The 13,394-nt window shown below is 59.6% G+C and carries 5 protein-coding genes, 3 rRNA genes and 1 pseudogene; all 9 read right to left on the bottom strand.

The genetic code is table 11. The features are described from left to right. Nucleotides 1-35 precede the first annotated feature (35 nt). A complete protein-coding gene (locus ACFQDL_RS18755) occupies nt 36-743 on the bottom strand; it encodes a hypothetical protein (protein ID WP_379913177.1) in 708 nt (235 codons plus the stop codon). Next, nucleotides 740-2,830 carry an Hsp70 family protein gene (locus ACFQDL_RS18750; protein WP_379910349.1) on the bottom strand — a complete coding sequence of 697 codons (2,091 nt, stop codon included), beginning with the start codon at nt 2,828-2,830 and terminating at the stop codon, nt 740-742. The genes ACFQDL_RS18755 and ACFQDL_RS18750 overlap by 4 nt, the downstream gene beginning before the upstream one ends. A 3-nt stretch (nt 2,831-2,833) precedes the next feature. Continuing rightward, entirely contained in the window at nt 2,834-3,577 is a 744-nt protein-coding gene (locus tag ACFQDL_RS18745) for an Hsp70 family protein (RefSeq protein ID WP_379910348.1), read from the bottom strand. 5 nt (nt 3,578-3,582) lie between these two features. Further along, nucleotides 3,583-4,662, bottom strand: coding sequence for an Hsp70 family protein (locus ACFQDL_RS18740; RefSeq protein WP_379910347.1), 1,080 nt, complete (start codon nt 4,660-4,662; stop codon nt 3,583-3,585). Beyond that, a complete protein-coding gene (locus ACFQDL_RS18735; protein ID WP_379910346.1) occupies nt 4,662-5,237 on the bottom strand; it encodes a DUF2760 domain-containing protein in 576 nt (191 codons plus the stop codon). Before ACFQDL_RS18735 ends, ACFQDL_RS18740 begins: the two co-directional genes overlap by 1 nt. 921 nt (nt 5,238-6,158) lie before the next feature. After that, nucleotides 6,159-6,274 (bottom strand): 5S ribosomal RNA (gene rrf, locus ACFQDL_RS18730). A gap of 191 nt (nt 6,275-6,465) precedes the next feature. After that, a 23S ribosomal RNA gene (locus ACFQDL_RS18725) occupies nt 6,466-9,349 on the bottom strand. A 240-nt stretch (nt 9,350-9,589) separates the two neighbouring features. Then, nucleotides 9,590-11,130, bottom strand: a 16S ribosomal RNA gene (locus ACFQDL_RS18720). Together the 16S, 23S and 5S rRNA genes form the textbook arrangement of a ribosomal RNA operon. Nucleotides 11,131-11,984: 854 nt before the next feature. After that, nucleotides 11,985-13,386 (bottom strand): annotated as a pseudogene (pntB, locus tag ACFQDL_RS18715) (Re/Si-specific NAD(P)(+) transhydrogenase subunit beta). Nucleotides 13,387-13,394 lie beyond the last annotated feature (8 nt).

The following is a 13,394-nucleotide window of genomic DNA, read 5'->3' as shown; positions in this document are numbered from 1 at the left end:
CAGGTTTGTGTCTCCAAGTTCGAATAGGGGTCTGGTCAGTCGATCAGCTTGAGCCCCGACGGCAGTTTCTCGCCGAACAGCATCTGGTTTTCGGCATCGCTCAGTTCGCGGGCTTGCGAGACCAGTTCGATCCAGAGTGCCGGTGCCTTGGCGTCCTGCAGTTTCACGATTACCCGGTCCCGGTCCTCAGGCTCGAGATCGCGACTGCGATCCCCGCTGAGGCGCGACAGCATCACCGCGGCAAAGGCGATCTGCTGATTCTTCTTCCAGTCCTCTTTCAGCAACCGCCGCAACCAGGTTGTCGCCACCTCCGGCGGTACCACGTTATGGGCACTGCGATGGAACAGCACCCGGGCACCGATACGACCGACCGCCCACCAGCTGGTCTGGGTCTCGCTTTTCTTCTCGAGGCGTTTGAGCAGCCAGTTGCCCACCTTGACCTTGGTCTCGACCGGCAGGCGTTCCAATCCGGCGACCAGCTGCACCATATCGTCATACGCCCGGGTCTGCAGGTCGGCCATCAGCTTGCGGTTGCGCAGCGCCACGGGATCGAGGTATTTGGCAATATCGTTGAACAGCTTCTGCTGCTGATCCTGATCGAGACCGCCGGCGGCCCGCCGCCAGAACACCCACCAGTTGCTCCAGGCCGGGTTGCCCTTGTCGAACTGCAGCCCCTGTCGGTACAGCGGCCAGATCTGCTGCAGCCGCCAGTCATCCAGCGGATAGCCGAATCCGGGCCTCAGGCAGTAACCGGCCAGGTTGAACCAGACCCGTTCGTGGGTCTCGGAGCGACGGCGCTTCTGCTGGCCTTCGAGAAACTCGTCGAACAGCGCGCGCAGCAGCGGCGTCTCCAGGCATCCCGTTTGCCGAGCAGCTTTTCGAGATCGTTGCGCAGCGTCTTCACCGACTTGGGATCGAACGCCTTGCGGCTCTGGCCGAAGACTTCGTCGATTTTCTCCTTCGCTTCATCGAACCTGGGCGGCAGCGAGGCTCCGGGCATGCCGGCGCTCTGGCGCTGACGGGCCAGGTCCCTGCGGATCTGGAACTCCACTGCCCAGCGCCGGCGGCTGTCGGCGAGGCTGACACATTCGATCTTCAGTGTGCCGACTTCGGTCAGGGTCGACACCAGCTCGACCTCGACCTCGGCGTTGCTGCCCTCGTCTGCCTCCAGCGCCGCGAACAGCGGCGGCAGATCGACAAAGCTTTCGTCCTCCAGCGGGCTCAGCTCGCCGGCTTCGAAACGGGTATCGGCGGTGGACGAGAGCAGATGAAAACGCACCGGCTGCCCCAGACGCAGGGCGAAACGGCGATCGCTCAGGCGGATTTCCTGCCCCTCTTCCGAGCCCCGCGGCAGCAGGCAGACGCCCTGGCGCTGCTCGCCTTCGGCCTCCACCTGCAGGAAGAAGCTGCGTGCCGAGCCGCCGCCGATTTTCAGCTGGGCGCCGCGACGGGCCAGACCGTAGGCAACGGCGCCATGGGCCACGGCCAGGTCCGGATGAATATTATCGAGCTGCCGCACCGATTCACCGCGCCAGTGCTGCAGGATGTCGAGCATTCGCTGACCGAGGGCGGCACTGTTGAACAGGCCGCCGTTGAACAGCACCGCATCGGGAACCGCCGGCCTTTCGTCGCCCTTCCCAATCTGCAGGGCTTCCCGGCAGGCCGCGGCATGGCGGCGGAGGAACTCCGCGATATGCTTGCTGATCGCCGGATCCGCGGCATAGGGCAGACCAAACTCGACGACCGCGCTGCGACGCCGGTCGGGCGCCGCGGTCAGTTCCTCGAGCGGAAGAAAACCGTCCAGCGCCAGCGTCCGGACCTCGTCGCGGCTGAACTCGCAGCTTTTGGCGCCGCCGATCAGCGAAGCGCCGGCGCCGAGAGCGGTGACTTTCGCCTGGTCGGGTGCAGGTTCCGACAGCAGCCGCTCCTTGGCCCGGCGCGTCTGCTGGATCAGCTGGGACAGGCTGGCGGCACGCAGCTTCCGGCCGCCCTGGACGATGCGCTGTTCGGCCTGATGCGCCAGCGCCAGGTCGATATTGTCGCCGCCCAGCATCAGGTGATCGCCGACCCCGATCCGGCTCAGCTCCAGATTGCCGTCGCGCACCGCCACCCGGATCAGGCTGAGATCGGTCGTGCCGCCGCCGACATCGCAGACCAGCAGCAGCCGCACGTCCTGCAGTTCCTGCTGCGCCTGTTCCAGATGACGGGCGTACCAGTCGTAGCAGGCCGCCTGCGGCTCCTCGACCAGCAGGATATCCGGCAACCCTGCCATGGCCGCGGCCTCGACCGTCAGTGAGCGCGCCACCTCGTCGAACGATGCCGGTACCGTGACGACGACCTCCTGGGCCTCCAGCGGCGCGTCCGGGTGTTCGTGGTTCCAGGCCTGGCGCACATGGCTCAGGTAGCTGGCGCTGGCGAGCACCGGCGACACCTTGGCGACATCGTCGGCCGCGGCCCAGGGCAGAATCGCCGCGCTCTGGTCGACCTGGCTGTGGGACAGCCAGCTCTTGGCGCTGGTGACCTGCCGCCCTTCGACCTTGGACCCCAGCTCCCGTGCCCATTCGCCGACCACCACCTGCTCCAGCTCGCCCGGCAGATCCGGTTTCGGCCAGGGCAGCAACAGATCGTCTGCGACCAGCTCGCCCTGGGTCGGGTGGTAGCGGAACGACGGCAGCAGCGGTTTCTTTGCCACCTCGCCCGGTGCCACCAGTTGCTCGATCTCGAACAGTTCAGGCTTCGCTGCTTTCGCGCCTGCCGAAATGTCCGCGTAGGCGACAACCGTATGGGTCGTGCCGAGGTCGATGCCGACGATGTAACGTGCTGCAGTCATGGTCTACTGCCCTTCCCGGACGTCGAGCTCCACCTGCCAGCGCTGGCCGCCTTCACGCGGGATCGCCTCGAGGCGCAGGGTGCCGACCTCGGTGACGCGCGACGCCAGCCGTACCGGCACCACTTCGCCCGGACGGCGATCCTCGACCGGCAGCGTCGCCTGAATTTCCGGCAGCTCTTCGAGCTCGTCCGGTTCCCAGAAGTCCAGCAGGGTACCGGCTTCGTCGTCGCGGCGCGTGGTCGAGCCGAAGAACCGGAAACGCACCGGCTCGCCGACCACCAGACCGAACTCGCGGCCGGGCACCTCGGCCTCGGATCCCTCCTCCATGCCAAAAGGCGCGACGCAAAGCGCCTCGACCGGCGGCTCCATTCCCGGGATCGCCGGCATCGCGCTTTCGATACCCACATAGTAGGCACTGGCGATTCCGCCGCGAATGCGAACACCCTGCCCCTGACGCACCGAACCGTAATAGGCCGAACCGCGCGCCACCGCCAGATCCAAGTCCAGTCCGGTCAGCAGTGCGGCCTCATCGGCACCGGCGGTGGTCAGCCAGCCGTTGATGATGGCCATCGTGCGCCCGGCCAGCAGCGGTGCTTTCAGCACGCCGCCGTTGAACAGCACCCGGGTGGGTTTGATAAAGTCGCTGCCCGCCTGCCCCAGGAGATCGTCCGCCGCCCCGTGCTGACGGCTCAGGAAGGCCGCGAGATGACGGGAGATCGCTGCATCCTGTGCATAGGGGAGACCCATCTGGGTCAGGGCGCCACGGGCTGGGTCGCCGGATGCTCGTCGATGCCGACCACCGGGAAGAAGCCCTCGACCAGGGTCTGGAGCACCTCGTCGCGGGTCAGTTCGGTACGCAGGGTGCCGCCGAGCAGCTTCGAACCACGGCTCGGAACCACGATCGGCACCGCTTCGACTTCCGGATCCGCCAGCAGGCTCTCCTTGGCTTCGCGACAGCCGTGGGTAATACCCATCACCTGCCAGGGCTGCAGATTGGTGCCCTGCTGCGCCAGCTTGGCCTTGATCCGATAGGCCAGCGCCAGGTCCATGTTGTCGCCGCCGAGGAGGATATGATCGCCGACCGCGACCCGGTTCAACGCCAGATTGCCGTCCTCCTCGGTGACCGCCACCAGGGAGAAGTCCGAGGTACCGCCGCCGATATCGACCACCAGGATAATATCGCCGACCGAGACCTGATCACGCCAGTTGCCTTCACTGGCCTCGATCCAGCTGTAGACCGCCGCCTGCGGCTCCTCGAGCAGGGTCAGATGACGAAAGCCGATGGCACGGGCCGCATCGGCAGTCAGCTCGCGTGCAGCCGGATCGAACGAGGCCGGTACCGTGATGGTGACGTCCTGATCGATGAGCGGCGTCTCCGGGTACCAGTAATCCCAGGCCTGGCGAAGGTGCTCCAGGTACTGGCCGGTCGCATCCAGCGGCGATACCCTGGGGACCTCTTCGGGGCTGTTCAGCGGCAGAAAGGCGGAATGGCGGTCGACACCGCCGTGGCAGAGCCAGCTTTTCGCGCTTGAAACCAGGCGGATCGGCGTCTTGCTGCCGAGCTCCCGGGCCAGGGTTCCGACGATCGCCGGTGCAGTCCCCCAGGGCAGGCTGATATCGTCTGCCGACAGTTCGGATTCGTGGGCCTGATACAGGAAGGACGGCAACTGCCATTTTTCGTCGATGGTGCCGGGGGCCGTCAGTTGCGGGATCGGCATGACCTCGAGACGGGATTCGCCCTCGTCGGCCTGGAGGTCGACATAGGACAGTACGCAGTGGGTCGTACCGAGGTCGATGCCGACCGCATAGCGGCTGCGGATCTGTTCGTTCATCAGAGTTCGACCTCCGCCGGTGCGATCACCCGGGTATCGTGACCTTGCGCCAGTTTCGGCAGTTTCACCTCGGTGACCTTCCAGCCGCGATGCACCAGCGTGCCGGTGAAGGGCGCCTTGCCGACGACATTGCCGGTCAGGCGCACCTCGTGGGCATTGAAGCCTTCGGGCAGCGTGACCCGGGACTCCTCTTCTTCACTGCGTACCGGTGCCAGGGTGAAGTATTCGTTCAGCGCCTTGCGACTGCCTTCATGCACGACCCTGGCCGCCGCGCCGATATCGGCATCGGAGAACCCGCCCAGGTCTTCCTGGATGAAGTCGATGAAACGCGCTTCCTGCTGCAGCAACGACAGCAGTTGCAGCGCGGCATCCGGGGTCGCCTCCCTGAGCTGTGGGGCCGCCTTGGCTTCGGGCCTGGGCTGTTCTTTCGCCTCGGGCTCCGGCGCAGTCTGGGGTGCCGACTTGTCGGACGCCCCCTTGACCAGGTACAGAATCAGAAACAGAGCGGCCAGTACAGCCAGGCCGACGTGCGCGGCATCGAAGGTGGTCGGCATCGCCGTCAGATCAAAATTCATTCCATGCTCCTAACATAAAAACGAGGCAACGAGGCCCGGCCCCGGCAAAGCGGACATTGTACCCAAATCGCCCCTGACTGTTGACGATCAATCGCTTGTTCAGTCGCAGCATGTCGCATAACGGTGACCGGGCGTTGACAGTTGACCTGCAGGCACAGGCGTCAGCAGCCTGGTCCGCAGTGACAGCAACTACGAAACCATTATCGGGCGAGTGGATGAAACCCTGTATAAGGCCAAGCGCAACGGCCGCAACCGCATCGTGGCCCGCTGAAACGGGCGTAGGAGCTGCGCCCCGCAGCGAATGATACTGGCACTCGACTAAACTGATACCAAGATGCCCGGCAAGGCCTGAAGCCGGTACTTCGATCTGTACTCGGAGATCCTGACAGGATGCTTGGCGCCTCAGGCGGAGCCTGAGCCTTACTCGTGCTGTCCCTGCCCTCGCCCCTTCGGGGCCGTCGCCATAAATGGCGACGTTCAAAATTGCTCCCGACAATTTTGTCCTCGCGGGCGATGCACGCCGCGGTCGCGATATCGGGACGAAGCAGGCTTCGTCTCTATCCGATATCACCCTACTCTACATGGGCAGGGCGGCCGCAAGCGGCGCTGTCTACCGGCCCCCTGTGAGGGTCATCGCCGCCGAACGGCCATAAACGAAAAAGCCCCGACCTTCGGCCGGGGCTGTTTCGTTGATTAGATGCTTGGCGCCTCAGGCGGAGCCTGAGCCGTCCCGCGGGCGATGCACGCCGCAGCCGTCAAAACGGGTCGAAGCAGGCTTCGACAAGTCCCGTTTTGACCCTACTATCACATGGTAAGGCGGCCGCAAGCGGCGCTGTTCACATGCCCCATGTGAGACCAGGTCAGAGCATATAAAACAAAAACGCCCCGACCAGAGGCCGGGGCGCTTTTGTTTAATTAGATGCTTGGCGATGACCTACTCTCACATGGGGAGACCCCACACTACCATCGGCGCTAAGGCGTTTCACTACTGAGTTCGGGATGGGATCAGGTGGTTCCACCTCGCTATGGTCGCCAAGCAAAACTGGCACAATATGGATTCTTTTGCCTGTGGATAACCTGTGATTGGCCGGTATATCCCCAGTCTTCAATTCGGATTTTTCAGCGCTTTCTCGCGCCTGTCCTGTCTGTGCACAAGCTTCAGCCAATGCTCAAATCTTATCTCAGGCTCTTCACCTGAACTCCCGACCCCAAACGCCTTGGGCGTTATATGGTCAAGCCTCACGGGCAATTAGTACTGGTTAGCTCAACGCCTCGCAACGCTTACACACCCAGCCTATCAACGTCCTGGTCTCGAACGGCCCTTTAGGGGACTCAAGGTCCCGGTGAGATCTTATCTTGAAGGGGGCTTCCCGCTTAGATGCTTTCAGCGGTTATCCCGTCCGAACGTAGCTACCCGGCAATGCGATTGGCATCACAACCGGAACACCAGAGGTTCGTTCACTCCGGTCCTCTCGTACTAGGAGCAACTCTTCTCAAATCTCAAACGCCCACGGCAGATAGGGACCGAACTGTCTCACGACGTTCTAAACCCAGCTCGCGTACCACTTTAAATGGCGAACAGCCATACCCTTGGGACCGGCTTCAGCCCCAGGATGTGATGAGCCGACATCGAGGTGCCAAACACCGCCGTCGATGTGAACTCTTGGGCGGTATCAGCCTGTTATCCCCGGAGTACCTTTTATCCGTTGAGCGATGGCCCTTCCATACAGAACCACCGGATCACTAGAACCTACTTTCGTACCTGCTCCACGTGTCTGTGTCGCAGTCAAGCACCCTTTTACTCTTGCGCTCATTGCATGATTTCCGACCATGCTGAGGGTACCTTCGTGCTCCTCCGTTACGCTTTGGGAGGAGACCGCCCCAGTCAAACTACCCACCACACAATGTCCTCGAACCGGATCACGGTCCAGAGTTAGAACCTCAACAGTACCAGGCTGGTATTTCAAGGTCGGCTCCACGCAGACTGGCGTCCACGCTTCAAAGCCTCCCAGCTATCCTACACAAGTAATGTCAAAGTCCACTGTGAAGCTATAGTAAAGGTTCACGGGGTCTTTCCGTCTAGCCGCGGGTAAACTGCATCTTAACAGCTATTTCAATTTCACTGAGTCTCGGGTGGAGACAGTGTGGCCATCGTTACGCCATTCGTGCAGGTCGGAACTTACCCGACAAGGAATTTCGCTACCTTAGGACCGTTATAGTTACGGCCGCCGTTTACCGGGGCTTCGATCAAGAGCTTCGCTTGCGCTAACCCCATCAATTAACCTTCCGGCACCGGGCAGGCGTCACACCCTATACGTCCACTTTCGTGTTTGCAGAGTGCTGTGTTTTTAATAAACAGTCGCAGCCACCTGGTATCTTCGACTCCCAACCGCTCACCCCGCAGGGGGTCACCGTCAGGAGCGTGCCTTCTCCCGAAGTTACGGCACCATTTTGCCTAGTTCCTTCACCCGAGTTCTCTCAAGCGCCTTGGTATTCTCTACCTGACCACCTGTGTCGGTTTTGGGTACGGTCAGCTGTAACCTGAAGCTTAGAGGCTTTTCCTGGAAGCTTGGCATCAACCACTTCGGTCCACATGGGACCTCGTCATCAGATCTCAGTCTTAAGGAGCCGGATTTGCCTAACTCCTCAACCTACATCCTTAAACGCGGACAACCAACGCCGCGCTGGCCTAGCCTTCTCCGTCCCCCCGTCGCAGTTACAGCCGGTGCAGGAATATTAACCCGCTTCCCATCGACTACGCATTTCTGCCTCGCCTTAGGGGCCGACTCACCCTACCTCGAATAGCGTTGGATAGGAACCCTTGGTCTTCCGGCGTGGAGGTTTTTCACCTCCATTATCGTTACTCATGTCAGCATTCGCACTTCTGATACCTCCAGGGTGCCTCACAGCTTCCCCTTCAACGGCTTACAGAACGCTCCTCTACCATGCCACAAGTGGCATCCGCAGCTTCGGTGTATCGCTTAGCCCCGTTATATCTTCCGCGCAGGCCGACTCGACTAGTGAGCTATTACGCTTTCTTTAAAGGGTGGCTGCTTCTAAGCCAACCTCCTAGCTGTCTGAGCCTTCCCACATCGTTTCCCACTTAGCGATAACTTTGGGACCTTAGCTGGCGGTCTGGGTTGTTGCCCTTTTCACGACGGACGTTAGCACCCGCCGTGTGTCTCCCATGATTGCACTCACCGGTATTCGGAGTTTGCATCGGGTTGGTAAGTCGGGATGACCCCCTAGCCGAAACAGTGCTCTACCCCCGGTGGTGAGACATGAGGCGCTACCTAAATAGCTTTCGAGGAGAACCAGCTATCTCCGAGCTTGATTAGCCTTTCACTCCGATCCACAGGTCATCCGCTAACTTTTCAACGGTAGTCGGTTCGGTCCTCCAGTTGATGTTACTCAACCTTCAACCTGCCCATGGATAGATCGCCCGGTTTCGGGTCTAATCCCAGCAACTAAACGCCCTATTAAGACTCGGTTTCCCTACGGCTCCCCTAGACGGTTAACCTTGCTACTGAAATTAAGTCGCTGACCCATTATACAAAAGGTACGCAGTCACAGACCGAAGCCTGCTCCCACTGCTTGTACGTACACGGTTTCAGGGTCTATTTCACTCCCCTCACAGGGGTTCTTTTCGCCTTTCCCTCACGGTACTGGTTCACTATCGGTCAGTCAGGAGTATTTAGCCTTGGAGGATGGTCCCCCCATGTTCAGACAGGATAACACGTGTCCCGTCCTACTCGATTTCACTCAATTGCCGCTTTCGCATACGGGGCTTTCACCCACTATGGCCGCACTTTCCAGAGCGTTCTGCTAACAACAACTGAGCTTAAGGGCTGGTCCCCGTTCGCTCGCCGCTACTAAGGGAATCTCAATTGATTTCTGTTCCTCCGGGTACTTAGATGTTTCAGTTCCCCGGGTTCGCCTCTCAAGTCCTATGTATTCAGACAAGAGATACCCGCAAGCGGGTGGGTTTCCCCATTCAGAGATCTCCGGATCAAAGGTTGTTTGCCACCTCCCCGAAGCTTTTCGCAGGCTACCACGTCTTTCATCGCCTCTGACTGCCAAGGCATCCACCGTGCACGCTTCGTCACTTGACCATATAACCCGAAGGCGTCTGGTTAAGGACGAGAGTACGATAAGATTTTTCGCCATTGGCGCTTGTACTCAGTACAAGACTTATCTCGAATTGAATTCGAATCCATATTGTTAAAGAGCGTTTAAAGCGTAAAGCTTTAAGCGATAAGCTTTGCGCTGAAAGCTTATGACTTATAGCTTGCCGCTTTAACTGTCGATCAGGTAATTCGTGTGAACGCTGTGCCGGGATGGGCAAGGTCGTTTAAGGAGGTGATCCAGCCGCAGGTTCCCCTACGGCTACCTTGTTACGACTTCACCCCAGTCATGAACCCCACCGTGGTAAGCGCTCCCCTTGCGGTTAAGCTACCTACTTCTGGTGAAGTCCACTCCCATGGTGTGACGGGCGGTGTGTACAAGGCCCGGGAACGTATTCACCGCGACATGCTGATTCGCGATTACTAGCGATTCCGACTTCATGGAGTCGAGTTGCAGACTCCAATCCGGACTACGACCGGTTTTCTGAGATTGGCTCCCCTTCGCAGGATCGCGACCCTCTGTACCGGCCATTGTAGCACGTGTGTAGCCCTACTCGTAAGGGCCATGATGACTTGACGTCGTCCCCACCTTCCTCCGGTTTGTCACCGGCAGTCTCCCTAGAGTTCCCACCATTACGTGCTGGCAAATAGGGACAAGGGTTGCGCTCGTTACGGGACTTAACCCAACATTTCACAACACGAGCTGACGACAGCCATGCAGCACCTGTCTCAGAGTTCCCGAAGGCACCAAGCCATCTCTGGCAAGTTCTCTGGATGTCAAGAGTAGGTAAGGTTCTTCGCGTTGCTTCGAATTAAACCACATGCTCCACCGCTTGTGCGGGCCCCCGTCAATTCATTTGAGTTTTAACCTTGCGGCCGTACTCCCCAGGCGGTCGACTTATCGCGTTAACTTCGCTACTAAAAGATCAAGTCTCCCAACAGCTAGTCGACATCGTTTACGGCGTGGACTACCAGGGTATCTAATCCTGTTTGCTACCCACGCTTTCGCACCTCAGTGTCAGTATCAGTCCAGGCAGTCGCCTTCGCCACTGGTGTTCCTTCCTATATCTACGCATTTCACCGCTACACAGGAAATTCCACTGCCCTCTACCGTACTCTAGTCAAGCAGTATCAGGTGCAGTTCCCAGGTTAAGCCCGGGGCTTTCACATCTGACTGACTCAACCACCTACGCGCGCTTTACGCCCAGTTATTCCGATTAACGCTCGCACCCTCCGTATTACCGCGGCTGCTGGCACGGAGTTAGCCGGTGCTTCTTCTGTGGCTAACGTCACAGTATGCGGGTATTAACCACACACCTTTCCTCACCACTGAAAGTGCTTTACAACCCGAAGGCCTTCTTCACACACGCGGCATGGCTGGATCAGGGTTGCCCCCATTGTCCAATATTCCCCACTGCTGCCTCCCGTAGGAGTCTGGGCCGTGTCTCAGTCCCAGTGTGACTGGTCATCCTCTCAGACCAGTTAAGGATCGTCGCCTTGGTAGGCCTTTACCCTACCAACTAGCTAATCCTACGCAGGCTCATCAAATAGCGTGAGGTCCGAAGAGCCCCCACTTTCCCCCTTAGGGCGTATGCGGTATTAATCCGGGTTTCCCCGGGCTATCCCCCACTACTCGGTAGATTCCTACGCGTTACTCACCCGTCCGCCGCTCGTCACCCGAGAGCAAGCTCTCTGTGCTACCGCTCGACTTGCATGTGTTAGGCCTGCCGCCAGCGTTCAATCTGAGCCATGATCAAACTCTTCAGTTTAAATTTTCGAAATGCCGAAACACTTCTAAATCTGACTCAAGTTAAAACAACTTTAAATGAATTCACATGTAAGGTTGCTTATCTTGATAAAGCTTTTGTTTGCCCTATCCCGACAAGCGCCCACACGAATTACCTGATCAATCTGTTAAAGAGCGTTGAGACCGGATCGATGACTTGATCCTTTTGTCTCTGTCGAAGCGCCTTCCGGCGTCTCGAGCGAGGCGCATATTCTAGCGCGCCCGGTTTCGAAGTCAACTCTTTTTTCAACTTTCGTCGCCGTGGCGACTGTGAATCGGAGCTGTTTCAGAGGCCGGTCATTATCGTTAATTTTCATTGAAAATCAACCACTTATTTCCGGCCCCACCGCCTGTTTCGATGTCCGTTTCCGGCTGTCTCCCCAAGCGAGGAGGCGAATTCTACAGACCCCAGCGGGAGAGTCAACAGCCGCTGCAAAAGAATTTTAAAAAAGCCTTGGGCTGCGCCAAAAAAGAACAATATACAACCAGTAGTAAACCATAGCTGTATAAATAGGCTCTTGCAGTCAAAGAAAGAGAATCAGGCCCCACCAGAAAACTGCCAGCCAATACGATAAAGACAGCATCCGACGCCCGGAAAAAGAAAATGCCGGACAGTCAGACTGTCCGGCATTCGATTGACCGCATAGCGCCTTCCGGGCTCGAGGAGCCCGACTAGGAGTCTGTCGGGCTTGGCGGATCGTAGCGAGGGAAAGACCGTTTTGAGGCAGTTTTTGGGCTCTTTTGAGGCGAATAGTGGTTCTATTCAACGAAAAAGAGCTCAAAGAATGACCAAAATCGGCTTTTCCGCAGTAGATCAGTGCTAAGTCCGACAGGCTCTTAGGCCAGCGCTTTCAGTACCGCATCGACGCTGTCCTTGGCATCGCCAAACAGCATCCGCGTGTTCTCCTTGTAGAACAGCGGGTTGTCGACGCCGGCGTAACCGGTGCTCATGCCGCGCTTGAGCACGATGGTGGTCTTGCCTTTCCAGGGCTCCAGTACCGGCATGCCGGCGATCGGGCTGTCCGGCACTTCCTGCGCCGCCGGGTTAACGATGTCGTTGGCACCGATGACGATCGACACGTCGACCTTCGGGAAGTCCTCGTTGATCTCGTCCATCTCGTAGACGATGTCGTAGGGCACCTTGGCTTCCGCCAGCAGCACGTTCATGTGGCCCGGCATGCGGCCCGCCACCGGGTGGATGCCGAAACGCACGTTGACGCCCTTCTCGCGCAACCGCTTGGTGATCTCGAACACCGTATGCTGCGCCTGCGCCACGGCCATGCCATAGCCCGGCAGGATCATCACTTCCGGCATGCTCCAGCAGGCCCGCCGCCTCTTCCGCCTCGATCGGGTGGACTTCGCCGACTTCATCGGTCACACCCGCGGTGCCGCTGCTCTTGCTCGAACCGCTGCCGAAGCCGCCGAGAATGACGTTGACGAACTTGCGGTTCATCGCCTTGCACATGATGTAGCTGAGGATGGCACCGCTCGAGCCGACCAGGGCGCCGACCACGATCAGGAGGTCGTTGCCGAGCATGAAGCCCATCGCCGCCGCCGCCCAGCCGGAGTAGCTGTTGAGCATCGACACCACCACCGGCATGTCGGCGCCGCCGATGGCCACGACCATGTGCACGCCGAACACCAGCGCGATCAGTGTCATCAGCACCAGCCAGCCCAGGCCGCCGCCCTCCGCGGAGCCCTGCACGAAGAGGATGCCGAAGATGACTGCCAGCACGCCCAGACCCGCATTGAACAGGTGCCGGCCCGGCAGCTGCAGCGGCTTGCCGCTGATCTTGGCGCTGAGCTTGAGGTACGCCGCCACGGAACCGGTGAAGGTGACCGCACCGATCAGGATGCCGATGTAGGTCTCGACGTCGTGGATGGTCTTCTCGACGCCGCTGATCGCGGTGCCGTGATCGAGGGCGTTGGCGTAGCCGACGAAGACCGCCGCCAGGCCGACCAGGCTGTGCAGGATCGCCACCAGTTCCGGCATCTGGGTCATCTCGACCTTTTTCGCCAGGTACCAGCCGATCGCGCCGCCGGCGACCATGCCCAGCAGCAGTACGAAGTAGTTGTTCGAGACGATGCCGAAGATCGTCACCACCAGCGCCAGACCCATGCCCAGCATGCCGTAGAGGTTGCCGCGACGCGCGCTTTCCTGGTGGCTGAGACCGCCCAGCGCCAGGATGAAGAGCGCACTGGCACCGATGTAGGAAGCCGTGATTACACCTGTATTCATCGTATTCG

Source organism: Marinobacterium aestuariivivens (assembly GCF_042661465.1).
Classification (GTDB): Bacteria; Pseudomonadota; Gammaproteobacteria; order Pseudomonadales; family Balneatricaceae; genus Marinobacterium_A; species Marinobacterium_A aestuariivivens.
The sequence above is the reverse complement of the archived record's forward strand: the minus strand, read 5'-3'. Positions and strand labels throughout refer to the sequence as shown.

What these genes read in the sequence shown, in the direction of transcription:
- ACFQDL_RS18735 (WP_379910346.1), bottom strand. Translation starts at nt 5,237, where the DNA reads ATGAATTTTGATCTGACGGCGATGCCGACCACCTTCGATGCCGCGCAC.
- ACFQDL_RS18740 (WP_379910347.1), bottom strand. Translation starts at nt 4,662, where the DNA reads ATGAACGAACAGATCCGCAGCCGCTATGCGGTCGGCATCGACCTCGGT.
- ACFQDL_RS18750 (WP_379910349.1), bottom strand. Translation starts at nt 2,830, where the DNA reads ATGACTGCAGCACGTTACATCGTCGGCATCGACCTCGGCACGACCCAT.
- ACFQDL_RS18745 (WP_379910348.1), bottom strand. Translation starts at nt 3,577, where the DNA reads ATGGGTCTCCCCTATGCACAGGATGCAGCGATCTCCCGTCATCTCGCG.